This is a genomic window from Hyphomonas sp. CY54-11-8, assembly GCF_000682735.1.
Classification (GTDB): domain Bacteria; phylum Pseudomonadota; class Alphaproteobacteria; order Caulobacterales; family Hyphomonadaceae; genus Hyphomonas.
In genome coordinates, this window is sequence record NZ_AWFD01000034.1 from 84,164 (window position 1) to 110,115 (window position 25,952).

The 25,952-nt window shown below is 60.5% G+C and carries 23 protein-coding genes and 1 tRNA gene; 20 read left to right on the forward strand and 4 right to left on the reverse strand.

Annotation, left to right across the window (positions count from 1 at the left end):
- Positions 1 to 97: 97 nt before the first annotated feature.
- Positions 98 to 173, forward strand: a tRNA-Lys gene (locus HY17_RS14290).
- A gap of 10 nt (positions 174 to 183) precedes the next feature.
- Here HY17_RS14290 and HY17_RS14295 read toward each other — a convergent pair.
- Positions 184 to 2,214, reverse strand: coding sequence for a S9 family peptidase (locus HY17_RS14295; RefSeq protein ID WP_034767801.1), 2,031 nt, complete (start codon positions 2,212 to 2,214; stop codon positions 184 to 186).
- A 127-nt stretch (positions 2,215 to 2,341) separates the two neighbouring features.
- On the opposite strand from HY17_RS14295, the gene folP reads away from it, so the two are divergent.
- From folP to folK, 3 genes are read left to right on the forward strand one after another with little or no spacing between them, the layout of a single operon-like run.
- Positions 2,342 to 3,178 (forward strand): dihydropteroate synthase, encoded by an 837-nt coding sequence (folP, locus tag HY17_RS14300; protein WP_051600163.1) that lies wholly within the window; start codon positions 2,342 to 2,344, stop codon positions 3,176 to 3,178.
- The gene (gene folB / locus HY17_RS14305; RefSeq protein ID WP_034767803.1) at positions 3,175 to 3,540 is read left to right on the forward strand and encodes a dihydroneopterin aldolase; all 366 of its coding nucleotides are present in this window, start codon (positions 3,175 to 3,177) and stop codon (positions 3,538 to 3,540) included. Before folP ends, folB begins: the two co-directional genes overlap by 4 nt.
- A complete protein-coding gene (gene folK, locus HY17_RS14310; RefSeq protein WP_051600136.1) occupies positions 3,533 to 4,063 on the forward strand; it encodes a 2-amino-4-hydroxy-6-hydroxymethyldihydropteridine diphosphokinase in 531 nt (176 codons plus the stop codon). The genes folB and folK overlap by 8 nt, the downstream gene beginning before the upstream one ends.
- Positions 4,064 to 4,075: 12 nt before the next feature.
- On the opposite strand, the gene HY17_RS14315 is transcribed toward folK, so the two are convergent.
- Genes HY17_RS14315 through HY17_RS14325 form a run of 3 tightly spaced genes read right to left on the reverse strand, consistent with a single transcriptional unit; the run spans position 4,076 to position 6,990 of the window.
- On the reverse strand, positions 4,076 to 5,494 hold the full coding sequence (locus HY17_RS14315; RefSeq protein ID WP_034767805.1) for an NAD(P)(+) transhydrogenase (Re/Si-specific) subunit beta: 1,419 nt from the start codon (positions 5,492 to 5,494) through the stop codon (positions 4,076 to 4,078).
- A gap of 3 nt (positions 5,495 to 5,497) precedes the next feature.
- Positions 5,498 to 5,866 (reverse strand): proton-translocating transhydrogenase family protein, encoded by a 369-nt coding sequence (locus HY17_RS14320; protein WP_369802204.1) that lies wholly within the window; start codon positions 5,864 to 5,866, stop codon positions 5,498 to 5,500.
- On the reverse strand, positions 5,860 to 6,990 hold the full coding sequence (locus tag HY17_RS14325) for a Re/Si-specific NAD(P)(+) transhydrogenase subunit alpha (RefSeq protein ID WP_034767807.1): 1,131 nt from the start codon (positions 6,988 to 6,990) through the stop codon (positions 5,860 to 5,862). The genes HY17_RS14320 and HY17_RS14325 overlap by 7 nt, the downstream gene beginning before the upstream one ends.
- 60 nt (positions 6,991 to 7,050) lie before the next feature.
- On the opposite strand from HY17_RS14325, the gene HY17_RS14330 reads away from it, so the two are divergent.
- The 16 genes from HY17_RS14330 to katG all read left to right on the forward strand — a co-directional run bounded on the left by HY17_RS14330 (position 7,051) and on the right by katG (position 25,901).
- Positions 7,051 to 7,818, forward strand: a complete 768-nt coding sequence (locus tag HY17_RS14330) for an SDR family NAD(P)-dependent oxidoreductase (protein ID WP_081813172.1) — start codon at positions 7,051 to 7,053, stop codon at positions 7,816 to 7,818.
- A gap of 87 nt (positions 7,819 to 7,905) precedes the next feature.
- Entirely contained in the window at positions 7,906 to 8,178 is a 273-nt protein-coding gene (locus tag HY17_RS14335) for a hypothetical protein (protein WP_034767810.1), read from the forward strand.
- A gap of 105 nt (positions 8,179 to 8,283) precedes the next feature.
- Positions 8,284 to 9,156, forward strand: coding sequence for a UTP--glucose-1-phosphate uridylyltransferase GalU (gene galU / locus HY17_RS14340; RefSeq protein WP_034767811.1), 873 nt, complete (start codon positions 8,284 to 8,286; stop codon positions 9,154 to 9,156).
- 39 nt (positions 9,157 to 9,195) lie between these two features.
- On the forward strand, positions 9,196 to 10,185 hold the full coding sequence (locus HY17_RS14345; RefSeq protein ID WP_034767812.1) for a threonine/serine dehydratase: 990 nt from the start codon (positions 9,196 to 9,198) through the stop codon (positions 10,183 to 10,185).
- 246 nt (positions 10,186 to 10,431) lie between these two features.
- Positions 10,432 to 11,319, forward strand: coding sequence for a Flp pilus assembly protein CpaB (cpaB, locus tag HY17_RS14350; protein ID WP_081813173.1), 888 nt, complete (start codon positions 10,432 to 10,434; stop codon positions 11,317 to 11,319).
- Positions 11,319 to 12,611 carry a type II and III secretion system protein family protein gene (locus HY17_RS14355; protein WP_081813174.1) on the forward strand — a complete coding sequence of 431 codons (1,293 nt, stop codon included), beginning with the start codon at positions 11,319 to 11,321 and terminating at the stop codon, positions 12,609 to 12,611. The genes cpaB and HY17_RS14355 overlap by 1 nt, the downstream gene beginning before the upstream one ends.
- Before the next feature lie 10 nt (positions 12,612 to 12,621).
- Positions 12,622 to 12,900, forward strand: coding sequence for a hypothetical protein (locus HY17_RS14360; RefSeq protein ID WP_065382936.1), 279 nt, complete (start codon positions 12,622 to 12,624; stop codon positions 12,898 to 12,900).
- 1 nt (position 12,901) lies between these two features.
- Positions 12,902 to 14,098 carry a MinD/ParA family protein gene (locus tag HY17_RS14365; RefSeq protein ID WP_034767815.1) on the forward strand — a complete coding sequence of 399 codons (1,197 nt, stop codon included), beginning with the start codon at positions 12,902 to 12,904 and terminating at the stop codon, positions 14,096 to 14,098.
- The gene (locus tag HY17_RS14370; RefSeq protein WP_034767818.1) at positions 14,095 to 15,477 is read left to right on the forward strand and encodes a CpaF family protein; all 1,383 of its coding nucleotides are present in this window, start codon (positions 14,095 to 14,097) and stop codon (positions 15,475 to 15,477) included. The genes HY17_RS14365 and HY17_RS14370 overlap by 4 nt, the downstream gene beginning before the upstream one ends.
- Positions 15,478 to 15,486: 9 nt before the next feature.
- Positions 15,487 to 16,470, forward strand: coding sequence for a type II secretion system F family protein (locus tag HY17_RS14375; protein WP_233348822.1), 984 nt, complete (start codon positions 15,487 to 15,489; stop codon positions 16,468 to 16,470).
- Positions 16,471 to 16,478: 8 nt separating this feature from the next.
- Positions 16,479 to 17,411 carry a type II secretion system F family protein gene (locus HY17_RS14380; protein ID WP_034767819.1) on the forward strand — a complete coding sequence of 311 codons (933 nt, stop codon included), beginning with the start codon at positions 16,479 to 16,481 and terminating at the stop codon, positions 17,409 to 17,411.
- 45 nt (positions 17,412 to 17,456) lie between these two features.
- Positions 17,457 to 18,416: an acetyl-CoA carboxylase carboxyltransferase subunit alpha gene (locus HY17_RS14385; protein ID WP_034767820.1), complete on the forward strand. Its 960-nt coding sequence runs from the start codon at positions 17,457 to 17,459 to the stop codon at positions 18,414 to 18,416.
- 64 nt (positions 18,417 to 18,480) lie between these two features.
- Entirely contained in the window at positions 18,481 to 20,232 is a 1,752-nt protein-coding gene (locus tag HY17_RS14390; protein WP_034767821.1) for an amidohydrolase, read from the forward strand.
- A gap of 2 nt (positions 20,233 to 20,234) precedes the next feature.
- On the forward strand, positions 20,235 to 21,170 hold the full coding sequence (gene thiL / locus HY17_RS14395; protein ID WP_034767823.1) for a thiamine-phosphate kinase: 936 nt from the start codon (positions 20,235 to 20,237) through the stop codon (positions 21,168 to 21,170).
- A gap of 144 nt (positions 21,171 to 21,314) precedes the next feature.
- Complete coding sequence (locus tag HY17_RS14400) at positions 21,315 to 23,468, forward strand: sodium-translocating pyrophosphatase (RefSeq protein WP_034767826.1); 2,154 nt, start codon at positions 21,315 to 21,317, stop codon at positions 23,466 to 23,468.
- A gap of 264 nt (positions 23,469 to 23,732) precedes the next feature.
- Entirely contained in the window at positions 23,733 to 25,901 is a 2,169-nt protein-coding gene (gene katG, locus HY17_RS14405) for a catalase/peroxidase HPI (RefSeq protein WP_034767828.1), read from the forward strand.
- The last annotated feature ends 51 nt before the right edge of the window (positions 25,902 to 25,952 follow it).

Sequence of the window (25,952 nt, forward strand, 5' to 3'; positions counted from 1 at the left end):
ATTTCAGTTTGAGCGGATAAATGTGGCGACTTGTGACGATTGGGTGCAGGCGGGTGTTGACCAGTCCCGAACCCTTCTCTAAATGGGCCGCTCTGGCGTGCCCTTAGCTCAGCTGGTAGAGCAACTGACTTTTAATCAGTAGGTCACAGGTTCGAACCCTGTAGGGCACACCATTTTATCCTCTCACTCTCCCTTCACATGGTTATCGTACCAGCCAACATAGCGCTGGTAACGGTCGGCGACAAAGCTGGGTCGCCCGATAGAGTGATCTTCGCCCGGATACACCACAAGCCCCGTTTCGATGCCGCGCTTGCGAAGGGCCTGGTACATTTCCTCTGAATTGAGAATCGGCACGTTCCAGTCGGCCCCTCCGCCGATGAACAGGCTGGGCGTCGTCACATTGCCGATTTGGAAGAAGGGTGAAATCCGGTGCCATTCGGACTGGTTTTCCCATGGCAGGCCGAGTTCCATCACCCATTCGCGCTGATAGATGTCGTGACCATAGTTTGCCGTGTAGTTCGCCTCACTGGCGCCGCTGACAGCGCCTTTGAACCGGCCAGTCTTGGTGATCACATAGTTGGTGAGAATGCCGCCATAGGACCAGCCACCGACGCCGAGACGGTCTTCATCCGCCAGTCCCATCTCCACAGCCTTGTCGACGCCGGCCATGATGTCGATGAAATCCCGGTTGCCCCAGTCGGCCCAGATCGCTGACGCATAGTCCTGACCGCGCCCGCTGGAACCGCGCGGATTGACCATGACCGTCGTATAGCCATTGGCGGCGTAGAACTGGGCGAAGGGATCAAAGCTGTAATCGAACTGCGACACAGGGCCACCATGGATGCGCAGGATGGCAGGCGGCACGGAGCCTTCAGCCATACCGATTGCCGGGTAGATGAATTCCTGCACCGTATCGCCGTCGGGATTGGTGAAATCCACAAATTGCGGCTCCGACAGGGTGACCTGGTCCAGCAGGTCTGCATTCGTGTACGTGACCTGGCTGAGCTTGCCGCGCCGGTCCTGCCAGAACACGTCACCCGGCACGGTGGGGGTCGAGATGACGGCGGCCATCGTGCCTTTGGGGCCTTCTTCGAAACTGCTGACCGCGAGGGCGCCGTCGATGACTTTCTGGATCGATTTCTTCCGCAGGTCATAGGCCGATACGGGCTGCGTGCCGGAATCTTCGCTCAGGAAAAAGATGGAGCGCCCGTCCGCAGAGAAAGTGGGTGCGTAGACGTTCCGGTCCAGCGCCTCGGTCAGAACCTGCTCCTTGCCGCCCTCAGCGGGCACGGTGGCCAGGTGGATGGTGGCGTACCAGATCAATTCCGGCTGGGTCTGGGCCGTATAGGCGACGGTCTGGCCGTCAGGGCTCCAGTCCGGAGACGAATCTGTCCCCGGGTTGAAGGTCAGCTGCCGGGGATCGGACGGGGCGGCTGCAGTATCCGCAGACACCACGAAGATGTCGGAATTGGCGTTCGCGTCAGGCTCTTCCGTGTGATTGCTGGTATAGGCGATTTCCATGCCATCAGGGCTCCAGTCCGGCTCGCTGTCATCCTGCTGTCCGAATGTGAGTTGGACCGGGGCTTCGTCCCGTCCCGCGATCACATAGATATGGGTATAGGTGCGGCCCAGATAGCCGACGCCATCTTCTTTGAATTGCAGGCGGTCGATGACGTAAGGGTGCTCCTTCGGCGTTTCGCCATTGGCTTTTGCTTCCCGGTCCGCCTTGTCGTTTTCGCTTTCGTCCGTGATCAGCAGGGCCATGCGCTGACCATCCGGCGCCCATTCGAAGCCGTCGACGCCTTGCGTGACGTCTGTATAGGCCATGGCCTCGCCGCCGCGCATGTCCAGCGTCCAGACCTGCGTGGTCGCATCTTCGTCGAGATCGTCACGGGCGGCCAGGAAGGCGAGCTGGGTTCCATCAGGGCTCCATTGCGGATCGCTGGCGCTGTAGGTCTCGCCTGTCATTGGCAGGACGGTGCCGTCCTCCACCGAAGCCATCCAGACCTGGGTAAAGGATTTGTCCTTGTCCATGTCATTGCGTTTGACCGTGTAGGCTGCCCATTTGCCGTCCGGGCTGAGATCGACGGAGGAGACATCCCGGATCGCGAGCAGGTCGTCGACCGTGATTGCGCGCATTTCCTGTGCGGCGCCGGGGCTGGCAGCCAGCGCAAGAAGGGCACAGAGGCTGAGGGATGACTTCAGATATTTCATGGGAACGCTCCTCGAAGAGAACGGAAAGCTTACTCTCTTCCTGAGGCGCGGCAATGGCGCGCTGAAACCCCAGTTTGCCGCACCGGTCAGGGCTGTTATATGCGCGCTTTCACCGCGAGGAGTCGGTATGGACAGCGCTGTCCGCAAGACAATCAGGGAAGAGCTGCTGCACCGGCTGTCCGGCGGGCGGGTGATGCTGATGGGCATCCTGAACGTCACCCCCGATTCCTTTTCGGATGGCGGCGAACATTTCGGCCTGACCAATGCCATCCAGCATGCCGAACAGATGCGCATTGATGGGGCCGACATCATCGACATCGGCGGCGAGTCGACCCGGCCGGGCGCTGAGAACGTAGATGCCGCAGAAGAGTGGCGCCGTGTGTCCGGAACGATTGCGTCGCTGTCGGCCTCAGGCGCACTGCCTCTGTCCATCGATACCTACAAGGCGTCAGTCGCCCGCCAGGCAGCAAAAGCCGGTGCCGTGATCATCAATGACGTCTGGGGCATGACACGTGATCCTGACATGGCTTCAGCCGTGTCCGAGACGGATAGTCTTGTCGTGGTGACGTACAATCGAGGCAAGGCGGACGGCGCGATCAATCTGCGAGACGATATGGCCGTCTTTTTCGAGGAAAGCTTTGCAGAGGCGGATGCGCACGGCATTCCACGCGAGCACCTCATTCTCGATCCGGGAGTCGGATTTGGAAAAACCTACGAACAGAATTTTGGTGTTCTGGCCAATCTGGATGTGCTCGCTGAAACCGGGCGACCGGTTCTGGTCGGCGTTTCACGCAAATCCTTCATCGGGCGCCTGACGGGCAATCCCGTGGGTGACCGGTTGATCGGCACGCTTACGGCCAATCTGGACAGCGTCTTCCGCGGCGCGTCTATCCTGCGCGTGCACGATGTTGCCGCACACCGCGAAGCCCTCAACATGCTGGAAGCAATCGAGAAAGCAAAATGACCGACCGCGTATTCGTCACCAATCTCTGCCTTCACGGCTTCCACGGAGTCCACAAGGCCGAGAAGTCCCTCGGGCAGAAATTCTATATCGACATGGAATGCGAGCTGAAACCGCAGGCGGCGCGCAATGACGACATGTCCGAGACAGTCAATTATGGCGAGCTGTGCGACCTGGCAGAGCGGCTGTCGGGGGAGACGGTCTTCAACCTGATCGAAACGTTCGCTGAACGGATCGCGCTGGCCGTGCTGGAAGACCAGCCGCTGGTGGAGCGGATTACGGTCACTGTCCGGAAACCTTCGGCGCCGATCCGGCACTTCGTGGATCACGTCGGCGTGGTTATCACCCGTAGCCGTAATGGCTGAGGCGTATCTGGAACTCGGAACCAATCTGGGCGATCGGGAAGACTATCTGGCTCGGGCGCTCGCTCTGCTGGAGGGGACGGAAGGGATTCGTCTTGTCCAGATCTCTCGCGTCTATTGTTCCAAGGCCTGGGGTGTCCTGGAGCAACCGGATTTTCTCAATGTCTGTCTACAGATAGATACAATGCTCCAGCCTCTCGACCTGCTGGCGGTGTGTAAGGACATTGAGAATGCATTGGGCCGGCAGGTGCGCGAACGGTGGGGGCCGCGGGAAATCGATATCGATATTCTGATGATGCAGGGCGTCGACATTGACACGCCAACCCTGACGATTCCACATCCGCGTCTGGCGCAGCGCCGTTTCGTGCTGGACCCTCTGTCGGATATCGCGCCGCGCTGGGAGTTCGATGGTGTGCCGGTCTCGCTGCTGGCGGAGACCCTTCGCGCGGACGAACCGGACCAGGTGTGCTTCCCAGACGAAAAAGCCACGCAGCGCCTGGCGGAACTGCGTGGCTCTTCAAAGTGATGTCAGGGCGCCTTAGAGCGACTTGACGATGTCTTCCACCATTTTCTTGGCGTCTGCGAGCAACATCATCGTGTTGTCGTTGAAGAAGAGCGGGTTATCGACGCCGGCATAGCCGGAGCCCATGGAGCGTTTCACGAACAGCACCGTGCGGGCGTTCTCGACGTCCAGAACCGGCATGCCGTAAATGGGTGACGTCTTGTCCGTCTTGGCCGACGGGTTGGTCACATCGTTTGCGCCGATGACGAAGGCGACATCCGCAGTCGAGAATTCGGAGTTGATGTCCTCCAGCTCGAACACTTCGTCATAGGGTACCTGCGCCTCGGCCAGTAGCACGTTCATGTGCCCCGGCATACGGCCGGCGACCGGGTGGATGGCGTACTTCACTTCGACGCCTTCCTCCTTCAGCAGCTCCGCCATTTCCTTCAGCGCGTGCTGGGCCTGCGCCACAGCCATGCCGTAGCCGGGCACGATGATGACCTTGGACGCGTTCTTCATGATGAAGGCCGCATCGTCAGCAGAGCCTTTCTTGAACGGACGGTCGACAGCCGGGCCGCCAGCGCCTGCTGCGGAGTCGTCTGCGCCGAAGCCGCCGAGGATCACCGAGATGAAGCTCCGGTTCATGCCCTTGCACATGATGTAGGAAAGGATCGCACCCGAAGAGCCGACGAGGGCACCCGTAATGATCAGGGCGAAATTGCCGAGTGTGAAACCGAGGGCGGCAGCCGCCCAACCCGAATAGGAGTTCAGCATGGACACGACGACCGGCATATCGGCGCCGCCGATCGGAATGATCAGCGTGATGCCGAGGATCAGCGCCAGGACCGTGAGGCCCCAGAACGCCCAGGGTGCTTGGCCGTTCACGGCAATCAGGTAGCCCAGAAGGCCGACGACACCGGCAGCAAGCACGATGTTGAGCAGGTGACGGGCAGGCAACATGATCGGCGCGCCGCTCATGTTGCCGTTTAGTTTCGCAAAGGCGATGACCGAACCGGTAAATGTCAGGGCACCGATGGCGGAGCCGAGGCCGAGTTCGATCAGGGAGGCGCCCTTGATGCCGACATCACCGGCGATGCCGAACTGGACGGGCGAGTAGAAGGCGGCTGCGGCCACGAGCACGGCGGCCATGCCGACGAGGCTGTGGAAGGCAGCCACCAGCTGCGGCATCGCCGTCATCGGAATGCGGCGGGCGATGATTGCGCCGATGATGCCTCCGACGGCAACGCCTGCGAGGATCAGGCCCCATGTGGTGACGTCGAGGTCACCCCAGAGCAGGGCAAGCGTCGTCGCCACGGCGATGGCCATGCCGATCATGCCGTTGCGGTTGCCCGCGCGGCTGGTGGCTGGACTGGAAAGCCCACGAAGCGCCAGAATGAAGAGGATGCCGGCGATCAGATAGAGCAGCGGCGCCCAGGTAGAGTGAAAGGAGTCCATGAATTAGTCCCCCTTCTTCTTGTACATGGCGAGCATGCGCTGGGTAACGAGGAAGCCGCCGAAGATGTTCACGCTGGCGAGCGCGACGGCGACCGTGCCGAGAACCTTGGAGACCCAGTTGTCCGAGTTCAGGCCGACCGTGGCGGCCGCAACAAGCGCACCGACAACGATCACGGAGGAGATGGCGTTGGTCACGGCCATCAGCGGCGTGTGCAGGGCCGGGGTGACGCTCCACACAACATAATAGCCGACGAAACAGGCCAGCGCGAAGATGGCGGCCAGGAAGACAGTGGAATCGATGCCACCGCCATCGGCAAAGGCGGGCAGCGCAAAGCTGGCCGCGACGAGGGTCAGGAGTGCGCGTTTCATGATTGGATCCTTTCGTTCACCGTTTCGCCGCCCCGGGTCAGGAGCATGGCGACGACGACTTCGTCATCGGTGTCGAGATTGAGGCTGCCGTCTTCGGCCGTCACGAGCGGCAGGAAGGCGAGCAGGTTCTTGGAGTAGAGCGAGGACGAGTCTGCGGGCAGGCGCGCAGGCAGGTTTGAGAACCCGGCCACTTTGACGCCGCCGACATCGACGATCTCATCCGGCTTCGAGAGCGGGCAGTTGCCGCCCTGCGCGACCGCCATGTCGACGATCACCGAACCCGGCTTCATGCTCTTCACCATTTCCTCGGTGATCAGGACCGGCGCGGGACGGCCTGGAATGAGGGCCGTTGTGACGACGATGTCCTGCTTGGCGATGTGGCTGGCTGTCAGTTCGGCCTGCTTGGCTTGGTATTCAGGTGACATCTGTTTGGCGTAGCCGCCAGCGGTCTCTGCTGCCTTGAACTCATCATCCTCGACCGCGATGAATTTGGCGCCCAGCGAGGCGACCTGTTCCTTGGCGGCGGGACGCACGTCTGTTGCGGTAACCACCCCGCCGAGGCGGCGGGCGGTGGCGATGGCCTGGAGACCAGCGACGCCAGCTCCCATGATGAAGGTCTTGGCCGGGGCGACCGTGCCGGCAGCGGTCATCATCATCGGCATGGCGCGTCCAAAGATCTGCGCGCCTTCAATTACGGCACGATAGCCGGCGAGGTTGGACTGGGACGAAAGCGCGTCCATGCTCTGTGCGCGAGTGATGCGCGGGGTGAATTCCATGGACAGGGCCGCGATCTTTTTCGCGTTGAGTCCGGCGATGACCTTTGGGTCCATCGCGAACGGCTCCATGAGGGCGATCAGGGCCGCCCCGTCCGGTAGGGCCGCGATCTCGCCTTCCTCCGGTCCGCGGACCTTGAAGACGATATCTGCCCCCTGGACGGTCGCGGCGGCATCCTTCGCAATGGATGCCCCGGCCTCCTCATAGGCAGAGTCCAGAAACCCGGCAGTCTTGCCGGCATCGGACTCAATTGTAACCGAGTGGCCTGAAGCCACTAACTTCTTGACCGTTTCTGGTGTAGCCGCCACACGGGTCTCACCAGAACGTCGTTCCCTCAGCACTGATATTTTCATGACGGTAGGAGTAGCGACAGAATCTTGCGTTGTGCAAGTGCGAAATGAGGAGTTTGGGGCATGGATTTGTTTAGTCTTACTGACAGGACAGCTTTGGTGACCGGCGCGTCGAGCGGTTTGGGACGCCATTTTGCAAAGGTTCTGTCAAAGGCTGGAGCGGATGTTGTGTTGGCAGCGCGCCGCATGGATCGCCTGGAAGCACTGGCCCATGAGATCAGCAAGTCCGGTGGCCGCGCCCTGCCGGTAGAGATGGATGTGACTTCCGATGACAGCGTCAGCGGCGTCTTCGCCGAGGTGAAGGAAGCGCTTGGCCGGCCCTGTGACATTATCGTGAGCAATTCCGGCATGTCGCGCGACACCTGGTTCCGGGACCAGAGTGAGGACGACTGGAACGCGGTCATCGACACGAATCTGAATGGTGTCTGGCGCGTCGGCAAACACGCGACGAACGCCATGATCGAGGCAGGCGTACCCGGCTCGATCATCAACATCGCCTCCATCACCGGCCTTCAGCCCCAGATGATGACGACGGCCTACTGTGTTTCCAAGGCGGGCGTTGAGCATCTGACGAAGCAGATGGCACTGGAAAATGCCCGGTACGGGATCCGCGTGAATGCAATTTCGCCCGGCTACTACAAGACCGACATCAATTCGGAATATCTCGACTCCGATGCGGGTGACAAAATGCGCAAACGGATCGCGATGAAACGCTTTGGCGAGCATAGCGAGCTGGATGGCGCGCTGCTGCTGTTGTCGTCTCAGGCAGGCAGCTACATGACCGGTTCGAATATCGTTGTGGATGGAGGCCACCTGCTGCTGCCGCTGTAGCGCAGAAATACCGGCACTTTTTACCGGCGTTAGCCAAGCCTTAGTGACTGGAGTGGCAGAAGGGACGGCAATCTGCAGGAGTTTGCCGTGTCCGCCCTCAAGGTCCCGAAACATCAACCACCGGAAACCGATGCGGAGCATGGGGGGAACCCCGCGCCGTCGGCGGACGAGGCGCACGGCTGGCAGTTCGGCGACCTGAAAGCCCATGGGGCCGGTTCGCCAGCCCGCCGGCTGCAATCGCACCTGGCTGAGCGCCTGCATCGCGCGGAGGGGCTGCCGATCCGCGGGGCTCTGGCCACGCTGGCGGTTCTCTGTCTGTCCCTGTCTATTGCAGGCCTGTACCTGATCATAAACGCCTGAACCGTTGCGCCTAAGGCACTGGCTTGTGACGCTGGGTGACCTTGGCAGGCATTTTGCTTATCAAATGGCGCAGTATTCACCTGACACACGAGAAATGGATTTGATATGCGCGTAAAAAAGGCAGTCCTGCCGGTCGCCGGGTTTGGCACACGTGTGCTGCCGGCAACCAAAGCAATCCCAAAGGAAATGCTTCCGGTCGTCGATCGCCCCGCGATTCAATATGTGGTCGATGAAGCGCTTGAGGCGGGGATTGAGCACATTGTTTTTGTCACCGGGCGCAATAAAGGCGCCATCGAAGACTATTTCGATCATTCCTACGAACTGGAAGACGCCCTCGTCGCCAAGAAGAAGGACGCCATCCTGAAGCAGGTCGAACAGAGCCGCCTGCCGGCCGGCGGCGCAAGCTTTACACGCCAGCAGAAGCCGCTGGGCCTCGGCCACGCCGTCTGGTGCGCGCGAGACATCATTGGCAATGAGCCCTTTGCTGTGCTGCTGCCGGACGTCATCGTGAAGGGTCAGCCCTCCTGTCTCGCGCAGATGGTCGAAGCCTACGATAAAGTCGGCGGCAATATCATTGCTGTGGACCCGGTACCGGAAGAGCGTGTTTCCTCGTACGGCGTCATTGCGCCTGTCGAGCGTGACGGCCGCCTGATCCGCATGTCCGGCATGGTCGAGAAGCCGCCGGTCGAGTCGGCACCATCGAATCTTGCGATCACCGGCCGCTATATCCTGCAACCGGAGATCTTCGATCTTCTGGAGAACCAGGGCAAAGGCGCCGGCGGAGAAATCCAGTTGACCGACTCCATGGCGACGCTGATGGAGAGCCAGGCCTTCTACGCCTATGAGTTCGAAGGCGCGCCATATGACTGTGGTTCCAAGGCTGGCTACTTCGAAGCCGTCCTCGCCCACGCGCTGGATCATGAAGAAACGTCAGATGCCGCGCGCGAACTGGTGAAGAAATTCGCCGCAGGTCTCTAATCTGATTTTCCCGGACGCCATAGCGCGCTATGGAGCGCCATGGCGTCCGATTCCCTTCCGACTTATTCCGATGTGACCGCAGCTGCGCAACGGCTGAAAGGCCTTGTCCGCAACACGCCAGTCTTGCGGCATGACGCGCTCGATGCGCTGGCAGGCGCGCGGATCTTCGTGAAAGCGGAATGCCTTCAGGAAACGGGCAGCTTCAAGATACGCGGCGCAACGAACCGCCTGTTGCAGATCCAGGAAGACCGGCGCGCTGCCGGTGTCGTCGCATTTTCCTCCGGCAATCATGCGCAGGGTGTTGCGCGGGCAGCGCGCTTGCTCGGCATGCCGGCATTGATCGTGATGCCATCGGATGCGCCTGCGGTGAAAGTCGAAGGCGTGGAAGCCGATGGCGGCGAAGTCCGGTTCTATGACCGTGACACAGAAAACCGCGAAGAGATTGCTGAGCAGATCGCCGCCGAGCGCGGGGCCGTACTGGTGCCGAGTTTCGAAGACCCGCACATCATCAGCGGTCAGGGGACAGCGGGCCTCGAATTCGCGGCTCAGATGGAAGATGCGGGTCAGCGGCTCGATCATCTTATTACACCGGCGGGCGGTGGGGGACTTGCTTCCGGAATCGCTCTGGCCCTTGAAGGCGCCGTGCCGGACGCACGGGTCTGGGTCGCGGAACCAGCAGGGCACGACGACTGGACGCGTTCCCTCGCAAGCGGGCACATCGAGCAGAATGCGCCGGGCACCCGGTCGATCTGCGACGCAATCCTGACGCGTGCGCCAGGCGAGATGACGTTTGCCATAGGTCAAAGGCTTTTCGCGGGCGGTCTGGTGATCAGTGATGCGCAGGCGAAAGAGGCGATGCGCGCAGCGTTCCGATACCTTCGAGTGGTGGCCGAACCGGGCGGTGCGGCGGCGCTGGCCGCGGCATTGGCATGCCTGCCTGAAGAAATAAAGGGCAAGTCAGTTGGCGTGGTTGTCAGTGGCGGCAATGTCGATGCGGCTGAATATGCCAGGATCCTAACGGGCGCCTAAGCCAACAAACTGATACGCCAACGGATTGAATGACCGGTCACCTTTTGCGTGATCGCGTACCTCTGTGCCTTGATGCGTAAAACTCCAATTCTATGGTTTGCGCCAGGTTAATTCACCTTGTTTCTTGGTTAACGCGCCGTTCCGGCAGATTCCGAGATTTTTCTGCACGTCTTCAAGAGACCTTACCGTCTACGTCGTAACCATGACACACGGAGCATCGCGCCAGAAAGGCGCTGTGAGGGAGCAATGAAGACAACACCCTTAATCAGTCTGGGCTTATCTGTCGTGCTGGGCGCTGGCGCTGTCCTTCTGGGTCGCTACTACATGTCGGACGCGCGCACCCGAGCAGAAGCACAGACCGCCGCCGCAGCCGTTTCGATGGCAGGCGTCATGGTTGCGGCACGGACAATCGAAACCGGAGAGTTGCTGGATTCCTCCATGCTGAAGCGCGTGGAGTGGCCCGAAAACATCGTACCGGAAGGAACGCTGAGCGACTCGGATGCGCTTCCGGAAAAGGCCTATTCCCGCGGGCTGATCGTCGAAGGCGAGCCTGTGAACCTGAGCAAGCTCGACACGAGCGGCGCAACGCTGACGCTGGCCGGTTCCATCAAGCCCGGCATGCGCGCAGTTTCGATTGTCGTGCGTAGCGATACGGGCGTCTCGGGCTTTGTGCTACCGGGAGACAGGGTGGACGTGAACGAGTTCATTCCGCGAGAAGATCGCGGCAATTCCTATGCGCGCGGCGATGAAGACATGCGCATATCAGGTGACCTGATTGCGCGTCCCGTGCTCAAGAATGTGTCGGTCCTTGCGATTGACCAGACGTTCGAGCCGAACCTGGAAGGCGCCTTGCCTTCGAACACGGTGACGCTGGAAGTGACGCCTGAAGGCGCGCTCGCCCTTGGTGCCGCCAGCCAGCGCGGCGCGCTCGGCCTTGCCCTGATCGGGCGGGATGAAGAAGCGGAGCTGATCGTCGCAACGCAGCAGGAAGCGAAAAAACCAGCCGTCGTTCGGACGGTTGTGCGCCGCAGGACGCCCTCCACGACGCAGGTGCGCGTCATCAATGGTAATCAGGAGACGGAGGTTTCTGCACCGGTCAGCCCGGTCGATCCTCCGAAGAAGGTGACGGACTGATGGGACGTTTTAATCGGATGATGCTGGCCGGATGCCTGGCCATGATGTTCACGACGCTGCAAGCCGCAGCGTGGACGCAGCGCACGGCCGCCCCCACAGACGAAATGCTGGTTGTCGAAAAGGGGCGTTCGGCCGTCGTGGAGGCGAATGCACCTTTTACGACCCTGGTTGTCGCGGATCCTGAAATCGCAGAAGCGATGGCGACCTCGAACCAATCCTTCTTCCTGCGCGGCAAACAGCCGGGATCCACCACTGTTCTGATCTATGGCGCCAGCGGGAAGATCGCAGAACTGATCAATGTGGAGGTCGAGCTCGGCCTGGATGAACTGCGGACGGATTTCTCAAACTTGCTGCCGGGTGAAGACATTCAGGTCTATCCCGTGCACGACGGCATTTTCCTGGACGGCAAGGTGACAACTGCGGCGGCGGCTGAAATGGCGCTGCAGGTTGCAGAGCGGTATGTGCCGGGCGGCGTTGCGAACGGTCTGTCCATCGGCCAGAGCCAGCAGGTTCTGCTTGAGGTGCGCTTCCTTGAAGCCAGCCGCAGTGCAGTGAAAGAAATTGGTTTCGGCAACTCGATTGATGCTAACGATGTCGTTTCATCGACGGATTCCAGCACGGTTTCCGGCCTGGCAGAGAAGACGGTCGCGCTTTTCACCAATATCGGAAACGAAAACATCGATGTCCGACTGCGGGCGCTCGAAGAGAAGGGCGTGATCCGCACGCTAGCCGAACCGAATCTTGTTGCCCTGTCGGGTGACACGGCGAGTTTCCTGGCAGGCGGCGAGTTCCCGATCCCCGTCGGTCAGCGCGATGGTGAGATCACTGTTGAATTCAAGAAATTCGGTGTCGGGCTGGATTTCACACCGACCGTGCTCGGCGATGGCCTGGTCAATCTGCGTGTGCGTCCGGAAGTCTCGGCACTGGATCGCAACAACGGCATCCGGGCAACCAATATCGAAATTCCCGGTATCTCGGTGCGCCGTGCCGACACGACGATCGAGCTGCGGGACGGGCAGGCTTTTGCCGTCGCGGGCCTCTTGCAGAACGATTATTCGAATGATGTCCGCCAGACGCCGTGGCTCAGCAACGTGCCTGTGCTGGGGGCGCTGTTCTCGTCCAAGCGTTATCAGCGCAATGAGAGCGAACTCGTCATCATCGTGACTCCACGTCTCGTTCAGCCTGCGGCGCATCCGGACATGCTGGCCTCTCCACTGGACGCTTTCGGGGAGCCGTCGGAATCCGAATTCTTCCTCATGGATAAAACAGCCATCCCGCCGGATGGGTATTGAGATGATGGGAATGACCAAGATGAAAAAGTTCAAATACGGCCTTCCAATCCTGTTGCTGGGTATTCTGCCCGCCTGCGCATCGCATGATTATCGCGACCAGTATCTGCTCGGTGGCGCGAATGCAGCCAATATTGCTGAGCAGTCCATTCGCGACGTTACTGTGCCGAACTCCGAAGCCAACCAGTCATCATCCGGCGTGCGTGCAGCCAATGCCGTCCGGGCCCTGAATGAAGGCAAGCGCAAGGAATTGCCGCCTTCGGGAACGAGCGGCGGCGGGGAGACTTCGTAACATGACACAGCCGGTACCAGCGAACACGCCCAAAGGGGGCGCGGACCGCATCGTTCCTCACCTGGCCGCCCTCGTTAGCGATACGCGTCTTGGCGCATTGCAGCCGCATTGCGTGGAACTGGCTGACCTCAGCCAGGTGTCTGCTTCCGAAGCGGCCATGAAATTCGGTGGTGGCGTCATCCTGTTGGAACAGGGCGTGCCTGGATGGGACGAACTGCTTCTTAAGCTGGCCGTCGACCGGCCGTCCACAGCGGTGATCGTCCTGTCCGACCAGATCCCTGGAAACATGGTGCGGGCACTCATGAAGCTGGATGCTTCTGACGTCCTGCCCATTTCTTCCGGTCCGGAAGATATCACCGAGGCCGTTGAGAAGTTTCGCGCCACGACCGGTGGCGGCGTTGGCGGATCCAGCGTTTGCTGGGCCTTCCGGGGCGCCGTAGGTGGTGCGGGCGTCACGACGATTGCAATCGAGAGTGCGTTCGAACTGGCTCGCCGGTTTGGTCCAGGACGCGTCTGCCTCGTTGACCTCAATGTGGCCGACGGCATGACAACCTCCTTTCTCGAGGCTGTACCCAAACTGGATCTGTCGGCGTTGTCTGCTGCCCCTGAGCGTCTGGACCCGCGTTTGCTTGCGGCCTGGTGCTGCCAGCACGAAAGCGGCGTTTCGATTGTCGCGGCACCGCGCAATCCCGACGGCGATGCGCTTGCGACAGAACCGGCGATCCTGCGCCTGCTGGATGTGGCCTGCGGCATGTTCGAATTCACCATCGTCGATATGCCCCGTCACATGATGCCGTGGACCAAGTCTGTGCTGAGCGCCGTGGATGAGGCCATCGTGATCAGTGAGCTGACAGTGCCGAGTCTCCATGCCGCTGCTGACATGGCCCGCGAAACGGATGTGCTGCGTAGTGACCGGGCGCCGGCCAAGCTGGTGCTGAATCGGATGTTCCAGAAGAAGCGCCTGCGCGCCGAATTTGCGCTCGACAAGGCGGAGGGCGCCATCGACCGGAAAATCGACTCAACGATCACGTCGGATTGGGATGCTGCGCGCACGGCCGTCAACCTGGGCCGGCCGATTGCCGAAGTTGTCCAGAAAAGTCCGCTCGTCAGCGACATTGGTAAGCTGGTGCAAATGATGCTGCCTGAAGAAGCGCAGGCGGCCATGCCAGTTGATAGGAAGCGGAGGCGCCGCGGATGAGCCGTTTCGGATTTTCTACGCCAGCTCCTGCCGCGCCTGAACCAGAAGCGGCGGCATCCACGCCGGTTCCGCCGCCAGCGCCACCGCGCGCCAAGCCGGAAACGGGCGGTTTCGACCAGCTGGAAGCAAAGCTCAAGGTTCACGCCAAACTGATCGACGAGCTGGATTTGTCGAAGCTTGAAAAGCTGGATGACGAGACCCTGCGTCGTCGGGTGCGCGGCATTATCGCGGACATCATCCGCAAGGAAGACATGGCCTTGTCCGCGGCGGAAGAGGCCAGTTTCGCCGACGCCGTCATGGACGAGATGACCGGCCTTGGGCCGATTGAGCCCCTGCTCAAGGACGACTCCATCGCCGATATTCTGATCAATGGCTGCGATCAAGTTTATGTCGAGCGTCACGGCAAACTGCAGGTCGCGCCCGTGCGCTTTGCCGACAATGATCACCTGCTGCGGATCGTTCAGCGTATCGTGTCGGCTGTGGGCCGGCGCGTGGACGAAAGCCAGCCGCTGGTCGATGCACGTCTCGCTGACGGCAGCCGTGTGAACGCCGCGGTCATGCCGATCGCCATCGACGGCCCTCTTGTCTCGATCCGGAAATTCTCGAAATCGCCGCTGACCATCGACAAGCTGGTCGAGTTCGGTGCCATTCCGCGCCCGGTGGCAGACTTCATCCTCGGCGCCGTAAAGTGCCGCGCCTCAACCGTGATTTCCGGTGGTACGGGTTCCGGCAAGACGACCCTGCTCAACGCGCTGTCGTCCGCGATCAGTCCAGACGAACGGATGATCACCATTGAGGATGCCGCGGAACTTCAGCTGCAGCAGCCGCACGTTGCCCGAATGGAAACGCGTCCGCCGAACATCGAAGGCAAGGGTGAAATCCGTCAGCGGGAGCTTGTGAAGAACGCCCTGCGCATGCGTCCGGACCGTGTCATTCTGGGGGAGGTGCGTGGTGAGGAAGCGTTCGACATGCTCCAGGCCATGAACACCGGCCACGAAGGATCCATGGCAACCATTCACGCCAACAATCCCCGGGACGCACTGACGCGTCTTGAGCAGATGGTGATGATCGGGGGGATGAAGATCTCCGAACATGCCATCCGTGGTCAGATCGCTTCGGCTGTGAACTTCATCGTTCAGGCATCTCGTCTTTCGGATGGATCACGCCGTGTGATGTCTATTGCCGAAGTCACCGGCATGGAAGGATCGGTGGTGCAGCTTCAGGAAATCTTCCAGTTCGTCCGCACCGGCACCACGGATGAAGGCAAGGTGGAAGGGCACTTCGCTGCCACCGGTCTGCGACCGAAATTCCTGGACGAGATGGAACGCCGCGGCGTGCACATGCCCCCCGGCATGTTTGATCCGTCCACACGTTTCTAGGAGACTGTTTTGTTCGGCCTGCCGGATATTTCCAATATCAGCCTGACGTTCATGATCCCGCTGATCATGGCGGTCGGTGCTGTATTCCTAGCGCTGCAGGCCGTCATGAGTCTGTTCTCGACGGCACAGACGCAGCGGATCGTGAACCAGCGCCTGCAATTCAAGGAACGCTTCGAAAGCACGAACGAGGCAATGATCGAACTGCGCAAGAGCCGTGGCCTGGACGAGTTCGGTAACTTTGCGATGCCGATGCAGTGGTTCAACCAGCTGGTCGTGCGTTCAGGGCTGCCGTATCAGCCTGCTCGCTGGTTTGCGATGTCCGGCGGCGCCGGCCTGGTAGCGGGTTTTGTCTATTTGAAAATGGTCGGCGGTATCCTCACCTCCGGTGGCATTGTCGTCGCCATTTTCGCGCTGGCGCCAATCATTGCGTTGAAAATGGTCGCTGGAAAGCGTATGAAGAAGCTCGCCCAGCAGCTTCCCGATGCGATGCAGATCGCTTGTCGCAGTCTTGAGGCCGGACATCCCGTTGCGACCGCGATCGCTCTGGTGGCCCGTGAAATGCCGGACCCGATCGGGACAGAATTTGGCATGGCTGCTGACGAAGTATCCTATGGTATGTCCCTGACCAACGCCGTTCAGCGCATGGCTGAACGGGCAGGTGACCCGGACATTGAACTCTTCGCGGCAACGGTCCGGCTTCAGGAGAAGACAGGCGGCAACCTGACCGAACTCCTCAAGGCCCTGGCGTCTACCATCCGTGAACGGCAGACCATGCGCCTCAAGGTCCGCGCGGCTTCGTCTGAGGGTCGGACGTCTGCCATGATCCTGACCGCTGCGCCGTTCATGGTGATGGCCGCCATCCATCTGTTGCGTCCGGAATTCTACAGCGATGTCATCGGGAAACCGCTGATCCGATACTCATTTGCCGGCCTGTTCACCTGGATGTTCATCGGAAACATGGTCATGCGCAAAATGATCAATTTCAAGATGTGAGGGCTGTCATGTTGGATGGTGTCGCGCTCTCTGAAATCTGGTTGCCGGCGATCATGCTGGCGGTTGCCATCGCCGTTGCGGTGCCGGGACTGTTGTCTGTCTGGCGGAACGCAAAAGCCAAGGAAGAGGTCGAACGCCGACTGGAGCGGCGTGGAACCCGGTTCATGGAGCCGCACAAGCATGTCAGCCCGGTCGACAATCTGGTGCTTCAGGTATCCAACAAGGTCGCGCCGACCGACGAAGAGAAAGTCAGCGAAGTGCGGGCTCGTCTTGCACTTGCGGGCCTGACTCATTCCAGCGCCGTCGGCCAGTACTATCTCGCGCGTCTCATTTGCGTGATCGTGCCTCAGGTCGGTTTGTTGTTTGCGCTGCCATATCTGGGCAATCTTCCGCCAACGATTCCGTTGTTCGGCAGCGTCGCGCTGCTCATCATCGGACTGGTCGGCCCATCTTTCTATGTCGATCATCTGATTTCTGCTCGGCAGAGCCAGTGTTCGCTGGGCTTTCCGGACATGATGGACCTGATGGTGGCCTGTGTGGAAGCGGGGCTCAGTCTCGACGCCTCCGTGCAGCGCGTGGGCGAAGAGCTCGAGATGCGCCATCCCATCATTGCCGGGCACATGAAAACCCTGTCGCTGGAGCTTCGTGCGGGTAAATCACGTAAAAAAGCCTGGCGCTCCTTCGCCGATCGGATGAACCTTGAAGAAGCCGGGTCGCTGGCAACGATGCTGCGTCAGGCGGAGGAAATGGGCACGAGTCTGGGGGCCACATTGCGGATCTTCTCGGCAGATATGCGCCAGCGGCGTATCCTGATGGCGGAAGAAAAAGCCATGGCATTGCCAGCAAAACTGACTTTGCCTTTGATTTTGTTTGTTTTTCCGGTCCTTTTGGGTGTTCTGATCCTGCCGGCGATTGCAAAAATGCAAGGTGTTCTGTTCTGATCTCGGCACTAGGCGAGTCAGTCTGCGATTGCTACTTTGCACGCCATGAAAGTTTCATATCTCGAATTCGAAAAGCCGCTGGCGGAACTGGAATCCAAGATCGCCGAGCTTGAAACGCTGTCGGGCCGCAAGGACGGGCCGTCGCTTTCGGACGAGCTGACAAAGCTCAAGGCGAAATCCCAGAAGCTTCTGAAGGACACCTACTCGGATCTAAGTGCCTGGCAAAAGACTCAGGTGGCGCGTCATCCGGACCGTCCGCACTTCAGTGACTTTGTCGAGAATGTCTTCGAGGACTTCGAAGAATTGGCTGGCGACCGGGTTTACGGCAACGACGAAGCCGTGATTGGCGGCCTCGCCCGGTTCAAGGGACGTCCGGTTGTGATCATGGGTCACGAAAAGGGCCGTACGACCGAAAAGCGACTGAAGCATAATTTTGGCATGGCCCACCCAGAGGGGTACCGGAAAGCCGTGCGCCTCATGGACCTCGCAGAGAAATTCAATCTCCCTGTCCTCAGCTTCCCCGATACTTCGGGTGCCTATCCCGGCAAGGGCGGAGAGGAACGCGGCCAGGCGGAAGCCATCGCGCGCGGCACACAGCGTGGCCTGACGCTTGGCGTTCCGTTTGTCACGCTGATCATCGGTGAAGGCATGTCCGGAGGAGCGATCGGCATCGCGGCTGCCAACAAGGTGCTGATGATGGAGCACGCCATCTATTCGGTAATTTCGCCGGAAGGTTGCGCCTCCATTCTCTACCGCGATGCTGCCAAGGCGAAGGATGCGGCAGATGCGATGAAGATCACCGCGCCAGACCTGCTGCGGACCAGGGTGATCGACGATGTGGTCAAAGAGCCTGTCGGCGGCGCGCATCGCGATCCGCAACGTGCCATGGCCACGGCGTCCAAGGCGCTTGAGAAGGCGCTGAAGGATCTGGACGGCCTGTCCCCGGCAGAATTGCGCCGCCAGCGGGCGGAACGCTTCTACGCCATCGGCCGCGAAGGCCTCTGATCGCGCTTGCATTGCTCTACAGGTCGCGCCACGCTCCTCTGCAAATGACAGGGAGGAGGGCCCCATGAAACGGATTGTTCTGGCCGCGAGCATCGCAGTCGCGTCCTGTGCCGCACCTTCGTCTCCGGATCCGGCCGCAGGCGAAGGGGTTGTCATCTATCCCGCCAAGGCTGTGGTTACGATGGCAGGCGAGGACGTAGTGGCCGAAGCGGTTGCGGTATCCGGCGACCGCGTTGTTTCCACGGGAACTCTGGCCCGCCTGACTGCTGCGATGCCAGCTGCGGCGATCGACCCTGAATTTGCGGATGAAGTCATCGTACCAGGTCTGATCGACCCGCATGTGCATGTCGTGCTGGGCGCCCTTCAGTACAATTTGCCTATTACGCCGCCCTGGCCCATGGCGACTCCCCACGGAATGAAATCGGGTTTGCCGAACCGGGAAGCATTTCTGGGTGGGTTGACCGCCATCGTCGAAGCGGCGGAACCGGACTCAACGGTGGTCGCATATGGCTACCACAATCTGGTGCACGGAGACCTGACGAAGGCGGACCTTGATGCGATCACATCGGATCAGCCGTTGATTGTATGGCACTACTCATCACACGATTTCTATCTGAACAGCGCGGCTATTGAGGCAGCTGGATTTACTCCCGCGCTGGCGCAGTCATTCCACGGTGTCGACCTTGATGAGAATGGCGAGCTGACCGGCCGGATCTATGAGGATGCGGCCCTGTTGGTCATCCAGGCGTTTGCGGGCGTCATCCTCGCGCCGGAGAATGTTACCGCAGGCTTCCAGGGGTTCTCCTCCATGCTGCGCGATGCGGGTGTCACAACGACCGCCGAAATGGCCTATGGCCTGTTCGGGTGGGAGATGGAGGATGCGAATATTCGCGCCAATTGGGGCGATGCGCAGGCGGCGGGGTACCATCTCTATCTATTGCCAGAGTACCGCGCACTGGAGCGGACCTATGGTGACGGCAAGGTACAGGCCGTTCTCGACATGGTCAGCGGCGAACAACCGACACCGGCCCCGGTTCTGCCACGGGTGAAATTCTTTACTGATGGCGCATTTTACAGCCAGACGATGCGGCTTTCTCCGCCGGGCTACCTTTCCGGTCAATCGAAGGGATCGGAAGGCCTGTGGGTGGCAGGTCCGGACGGAATCGTCCCGGCGATCCAGCCTTACTGGGATGCCGGTCTTGGTGTGAATATCCATTCCAATGGCGATGCGGCACAGGGCGCCACGCTCAAAGCGCTGGAAACGCTCAGGAATGGTGACGACGGTCCCGGCAACAGCTTCGTCATCGAACATGGCGGCCTGTTTTCGCCAGAGCAGGTAGAGGCCGCCGGACGGCTGAATGCGCAGCTCTCAGCCGCCAGCCACTACGTATTCTACATGGCCCATGAGTATGCCGGACCTCTTGGTGAGGTCCGGGCGCAATGGATATCCCCGTTGGGGGCGCTGACGGCTGCCGGCGTGCCAGTGGCTGTCCACAGTGATGCGCCGCTGGCCCCGCCCTATCCGCTGCGCGCGGCAGGCGTGCACATGACGCGGGCAACACGGGAAGGCACCGTCTACGAGGCAGACATGGCGCTCAGTGCGCACGAAGCGCTGGAGGCAATCACGCTGGATGCGGCCCGTGTCCTCGGTCTGGAAGCGGAAATTGGGTCGATTGAACCGGGCAAGCGCGCTGATTTCACCATACTCGGTGCAAACCCGCTGGACACGGCAGGATCTGACTGGGACGCCATCCCCGTGTGGGGCGTGGTGCTGGACGGGGTAAAGCATCCATTGGCAGAACAGGCGACCGAATAGGCGTGGGTGAGCGCGACTGGATCTCCCGATATTTCGTACCGCTGGTCTCGGCGCTGGGGGCCGATGCGCTGCGGGACGATGTGGCGGAGCTGTCGGTGTCTGACGGCCGCATCGTCGCAACCGTCGATGCGTTGGTCGAAGGTGTACATTTCTTTCCGGACGATCCGATTGGTAGCGTGGCCCGAAAACTCGTGCGCGCGAATGTGTCTGACATCATTGCCAAAGGCGCACAGCCGGTCGAGGCGCTGCTGACGCTTGGATGGCCGAAAAGCCGTTCGGAAGGGCAGTTGGCGCGATTCGCTGAAGCACTTGGTGGTGAACTGGCCGATTGGGGCGCACAGCTCGTCGGTGGCGATACGACCGCGAGTCCACACGGCTTGTTCTTGTCACTTACGCTGACCGGACGGTGCGGTCCGGACGGGGCCATCCGGCGCAATGGAGCGAAGGCCGGGGATTCCCTTTGGGTGACCGGTCAGATCGGAGCGGCATGCCTGGGCTACAAGGCGCTTCGAGAAGGGCGTGCTGACGACCCATACATTGCTGCTTACCGGGAGCCTGCGCTGGCATCCTTGCGGATCATCGACCTTCTGCGCAATTGCGCCAGCGGATCTATGGATGTCTCCGACGGACTATTGGGTGATGCGAGGATGCTTGCTGCCGCTTCCGGTCTTTCGGTGACGGTTGATCTGGATCTGGTGCCGTTCGCCGGAGGTGCGTACGGCCTTGAAGAGCAACTGGCGCTCGCTTCCTGGGGCGACGATTATCAGGTTCTGTTCGCTGCCCCTCAGTCGGCCAGCCATCAGATAGAGTTTTCCGCTCCGGAAATGTCGCTGCAGGTCACCAAAATCGGTACTTTCGCCTCCGGGAGCGGTTTGCAGGCGATCTCCAATGGTTCGCCCGTTAACCTACCGGAAACTCTCGGCTTCGAGCATGGCTGAACCGGGTCTTGCCTGACTCGCTCGAAACGTGAGGCATCTTGCACGCAACGTCAGGGGGTGGCAGCAAAGTACCCATAATAAGGAAAGCTCAGGAAGAAACCGGGAAAAACCGGTTCGTTTTGGCTAGGGAAGGAAACAAGGTTCATGTGGTATTATCTCGCTCTCGCAGCGGGCGTAATCTCGGTTTTGTACGGGTTCATTCAGGCTCGTTCGATCCAGTCCGCCCCCGCGGGTGACGCGCGAATGCGCGAAATCGCTGCGGCTATCCAGGAAGGCGCCAACGCCTATCTCGGCCGCCAGTATCGTACCATCGCAATTGTCGGTGTTGTGGTTGTTGTCCTGTTGGGACTGGCATTCCAGAGCTGGCAGCAGCCGCTTGGCTTCATTGTCGGCGCGGTCCTGTCAGGTGCCGCAGGCTTCGTCGGCATGAAAGTGTCGGTGCAGGCCAACGTCCGCACAACGGAGGCCGCAAAATCAGGTCTTAATGCCGGACTCAAGATGGCCTTCAAGTCGGGTGCCGTTACCGGCATGCTCGTGGTCGGTCTCGCGCTGCTCGGTATTGTTCTCTATTACGGCTTCCTGACCATGGTCATGGGCCTCAGCCTGACTGAAGAGGACCAGAAGCGAGAAATCATCGATTCCCTCGTTGCTCTTGGTTTCGGCGCCTCCCTTATCTCGATCTTCGCGCGTCTTGGCGGCGGTATCTTCACCAAAGGTGCGGACGTCGGCGGAGACATGGTGGGCAAGGTGGAAGCCGGCATCCCGGAAGACGATCCGCGCAACGCTGCGACGATCGCTGATAACGTCGGCGACAATGTCGGCGACTGTGCCGGCATGGCAGCTGACCTGTTCGAGACCTATGCCGTGACCCTGGTGGCTACGATGGTTCTGGGAGCGATCTATTTCTCTGATGCCAGCTATCTGGGTGACCTGATGCTGCTTCCGCTGGCCATCGGCGGCGTGTGTATCATCACGTCGATCATAGGTACTTATTTCGTCAATCTCGGCCCTGGAAAAACCGATGTGATGGGCGCTCTCTACAAGGGCCTGATCGTCACGGGTGTCTTGTCGATCGGTGCGTTGGCGCTGGTGATCAGCCAGGTTCTGCCCGCCGGGTTCGGCGTTCTTGACGGTGCTGCTACCGCCCTCGGCCTGTCTGGAGAGATCACAGGGATGGACCTGTTCCTTTGCGGCCTTCTGGGGCTCGTTGTGACGGGCCTTATCGTGGTCATCACGGCTTACTACACCGAGACGAAGTACCGCCCCGTGCGGTCGATCGCCAAGGCGTCGGAGTCCGGTCACGGCACCAATGTGATCCAGGGGCTCGCCGTGTCGCTCGAGTCGACGGCGCTGCCGGCCCTGACCATCATTGCTGGGATCATCGCCACCTATAACCTCGCCGGCCTCTATGGTGTGGCCATCGCGACGACCACGATGCTTGCGCTGGCGGGCATGATCGTTGCGCTCGATGCATTCGGCCCGGTAACGGACAATGCCGGTGGTATCGCTGAAATGTCGGAGCTTCCCTCGGAAGTGCGTGACACGACGGATGCCCTCGACGCTGTGGGCAACACGACGAAAGCCGTTACCAAGGGCTACGCCATCGGATCTGCAGGCCTCGGCGCGCTGGTCCTGTTTGCCGCCTATTCGGAGGATCTGAGATACTTCACAGAACGCGCCACAGAAGGCTCCTTCTTTGATGGTGTTGTCGTCAACTTCTCGATCGCCAATCCGTATGTCGTGGTCGGTCTTCTGTTCGGCGGTCTGCTGCCATTCCTGTTCGGCGGCATGTCGATGATGGCTGTGGGCCGGGCCGCGCAGGCCGTGGTGGAGGAAGTCCGCCGCCAGTTCCGCGAAATGCCGGGTATCATGAAAGGCGAAGTGAAGCCGGACTATGGCCGCGCCGTCGACCTGCTGACCCAGGCAGCGATCAAGGAAATGATCGTGCCTTCGCTCCTTCCGGTGTTGTCACCGGTGGTCCTGTTTGGTGTGATCCTCGTGATTGCTGGCAAGGGCGCAGCCTTCGCAGCTGTCGGTGCCATGCTGCTAGGTGTGATCGTGACCGGCCTGTTCGTTGCCATCTCCATGACATCGGGCGGCGGTGCTTGGGACAATGCCAAGAAATACATCGAAGACGGCAATCATGGCGGCAAGGGCTCTGAAGCCCACAAGGCTGCTGTGACGGGCGATACAGTCGGTGATCCCTACAAGGACACCGCCGGTCCGGCTGTGAACCCGATGATCAAGATCACGAATATCGTGGCCCTGTTGCTGTTGGCGGTCCTCGCCGGCATGTAGGGAAAATGAATTTTTCTTTGAAGGCCCCGGGGCAGACGCTCCGGGGCCTTTGTTTTTGTTGCAAAAAATAAACTATAGGTAAAAACTATAGCAACCTGTCAAGCAATCAATTGGTCCTATTCTCCTGTCAGGCGTAGGGTAACTCTGCGCGATGTCCCTTCGTGGTGTCTCACTGCAAAGGAGGCGTCGCCCAAGTATTTGCGGTGTGCCCGGCATGCCGAGTTTCAGATTTGACAAAGCGCTTGAACAACAAGGGAGAAAACAATGGATGGCAATGACATGGGCGGTGGCAAATGCCCCGTAATGCACGGGAGCATGACTGCGGTGGGCCGCACGGTAATGGATTGGTGGCCGAAAGCGCTAAACCTCGACATCCTTCACCAGCACGACACGAAAACGAACCCGCTCGGGCCTGATTTCGACTACAGCAAGGAAGTCAAGAAACTCGACTTCGACGCCGTCAAGAAAGACGTCACCGACCTGATGACCAACAGCCAGGACTGGTGGCCGGCGGACTATGGCCACTATGGCGGCCTCATGATCCGTCTTGCCTGGCACTCTGCAGGTTCTTACCGGCTTGCGGACGGGCGCGGCGGCGGTGGCGGCGGCAACATCCGTTTCGCGCCGCTGAACTCTTGGCCGGACAATGGCAACCTTGACAAGGCCCGCCGCCTGCTGTGGCCAGTCAAGAAGAAGTACGGCAACAAGCTCTCCTGGGCCGACCTGATCCTTCTCTCGGGGACGATCGCTTATGAGTCCATGGGACTGAAGACATATGGTTTTGCTTTTGGCCGTCCGGATATCTGGCATCCCGAAATCGATACCTACTGGGGTGCCGAGAAAGAGTGGCTGGGCCGCGACCGCTATGACGACAACACCAAGGCGGATTCGCTCCAAAACCCTCTGGCTGCCGTTCAGATGGGACTTATCTACGTCAACCCGGAAGGTGTGCAGGGCACGCTCGACCCGGCGAAGACGGCGCTTGAAGTGCGCGAGACCTTTGCCCGTATGGCGATGGACGACGAGGAAACCGCGGCACTCACCTGCGGTGGCCATACCGTCGGCAAGGCACATGGCAATGGCGACGCGAGCGTGCTGAGCCCGGCGCCGGAAGGCGGCAAGATTGAGGACCAGGGCTTCGGCTGGCTGAACCCGAACATGCAGGGCAAGGCAGACCTCGCTGTCACCTCTGGTGTCGAAGGCGCGTGGACAACCAACCCAACCAAGTGGGACATGGGATACTTCAAGCTGCTGTTCGGCTATGAGTGGGAGAAGACCAAGTCGCCCGCCGGCGCGAACCAGTGGCAGCCAATCGGTATCAAGGAAGAAGATATGCCGGTCGACGCCTCCGATCCGTCGGTGCGTCGCATGCCGGTGATGACCGATGCCGATATGGCGATGAAAGTCGACCCGATCTACAACGCGATCTGCCAGAAGTTCATGGCCGATCCGGACTATTTCTCTGACACCTTTGCCCGCGCCTGGTTCAAACTAACGCACCGCGATATGGGCCCGAAAGCGCGCTGGGTTGGCCCGGACGTGCCGAAGGAGGATCTGATCTGGCAGGATCCGGTTCCGGCCGGCAACACCAAGTACGATGTGGCTGCCGTGAAGGCGAAGATTTCCTCAAGCGGCCTCTCCGTCAGTGATCTGGTGGCGACGGCATGGGACAGCGCCCGGACGTACCGTGGGTCCGACATGCGTGGTGGTGCCAATGGTGCCCGCATCCGGCTCGCACCGCAGAAGGACTGGGAAGGCAACGAGCCGGTTCGCCTCGGCAAGGTGCTGGACGTGTTGGAAGGCATCGCGAAGGAGACGGGCGCAAGCGTGGCTGACGTGATCGTGCTCGCCGGCAATGTTGGTGTCGAGATGGCCGCGAAGGCGGCTGGCATCGAGGTGACGGTTCCGTTCGCTCCTGGCCGCGGCGACGCGACCGACGCACAGACGGATGCCGATTCCTTCGACGTCCTCGAGCCGCTGGCCGATGGCTTCCGCAACTGGATGAAGCAGGACTATGCCGTGACTGCGGAAGAGCTGCTGCTCGACCGGGCGCAGCTGATGGGCCTCACCGGGCCTGAGATGACGGTGCTTCTTGGCGGTATGCGCGTGATCGGCACCAACCATGGCGGCACGAAACACGGCGTATTCACGGACAAGGTCGGTGCACTGACGAACGACTTCTTCGTCAACCTGACTGACATGTCGTACAAGTGGGTACCGAAAGGCTCCAACCTCTACGACATCGTCGACCGCAAGAGCGGCAAGACCGTGTTCACCGCGACGCGTGCGGACCTCGTGTTCGGTTCGAACTCGATCCTGCGGGCCTATGCGGAAGTCTACGCCCAGGACGACAACAAGGAGAAGTTCGTGCAGGACTTCGTTGCCGCCTGGACGAAGGTGATGAACGCTGACCGCTTCGACCTAATGAACTAGGCCAATACGGACTGAACACTTGCGGCGCTCCGGGAAGCCGGGGCGCCGTTT

Excerpts from the sequence above, each read along its gene's own strand:
- HY17_RS14355 (WP_081813174.1), top strand. The coding sequence starts at position 11,319 with ATGGGACGTTTTAATCGGATGATGCTGGCCGGATGCCTGGCCATGATG.
- HY17_RS14315 (WP_034767805.1), bottom strand. The coding sequence starts at position 5,494 with ATGGACTCCTTTCACTCTACCTGGGCGCCGCTGCTCTATCTGATCGCC.
- HY17_RS14390 (WP_034767821.1), top strand. The coding sequence starts at position 18,481 with ATGAAACGGATTGTTCTGGCCGCGAGCATCGCAGTCGCGTCCTGTGCC.
- HY17_RS14400 (WP_034767826.1), top strand. The coding sequence starts at position 21,315 with ATGTGGTATTATCTCGCTCTCGCAGCGGGCGTAATCTCGGTTTTGTAC.
- HY17_RS14385 (WP_034767820.1), top strand. The coding sequence starts at position 17,457 with ATGAAAGTTTCATATCTCGAATTCGAAAAGCCGCTGGCGGAACTGGAA.
- HY17_RS14360 (WP_065382936.1), top strand. The coding sequence starts at position 12,622 with ATGACCAAGATGAAAAAGTTCAAATACGGCCTTCCAATCCTGTTGCTG.
- folB (WP_034767803.1), top strand. The coding sequence starts at position 3,175 with ATGACCGACCGCGTATTCGTCACCAATCTCTGCCTTCACGGCTTCCAC.
- HY17_RS14380 (WP_034767819.1), top strand. The coding sequence starts at position 16,479 with ATGTTGGATGGTGTCGCGCTCTCTGAAATCTGGTTGCCGGCGATCATG.
- HY17_RS14325 (WP_034767807.1), bottom strand. The coding sequence starts at position 6,990 with ATGAAAATATCAGTGCTGAGGGAACGACGTTCTGGTGAGACCCGTGTG.
- HY17_RS14370 (WP_034767818.1), top strand. The coding sequence starts at position 14,095 with ATGAGCCGTTTCGGATTTTCTACGCCAGCTCCTGCCGCGCCTGAACCA.
- HY17_RS14330 (WP_081813172.1), top strand. The coding sequence starts at position 7,051 with ATGGATTTGTTTAGTCTTACTGACAGGACAGCTTTGGTGACCGGCGCG.
- HY17_RS14295 (WP_034767801.1), bottom strand. The coding sequence starts at position 2,214 with ATGAAATATCTGAAGTCATCCCTCAGCCTCTGTGCCCTTCTTGCGCTG.
- HY17_RS14345 (WP_034767812.1), top strand. The coding sequence starts at position 9,196 with ATGGCGTCCGATTCCCTTCCGACTTATTCCGATGTGACCGCAGCTGCG.
- folK (WP_051600136.1), top strand. The coding sequence starts at position 3,533 with ATGGCTGAGGCGTATCTGGAACTCGGAACCAATCTGGGCGATCGGGAA.
- HY17_RS14365 (WP_034767815.1), top strand. The coding sequence starts at position 12,902 with ATGACACAGCCGGTACCAGCGAACACGCCCAAAGGGGGCGCGGACCGC.
- katG (WP_034767828.1), top strand. The coding sequence starts at position 23,733 with ATGGATGGCAATGACATGGGCGGTGGCAAATGCCCCGTAATGCACGGG.
- cpaB (WP_081813173.1), top strand. The coding sequence starts at position 10,432 with ATGAAGACAACACCCTTAATCAGTCTGGGCTTATCTGTCGTGCTGGGC.
- folP (WP_051600163.1), top strand. The coding sequence starts at position 2,342 with ATGGACAGCGCTGTCCGCAAGACAATCAGGGAAGAGCTGCTGCACCGG.
- galU (WP_034767811.1), top strand. The coding sequence starts at position 8,284 with ATGCGCGTAAAAAAGGCAGTCCTGCCGGTCGCCGGGTTTGGCACACGT.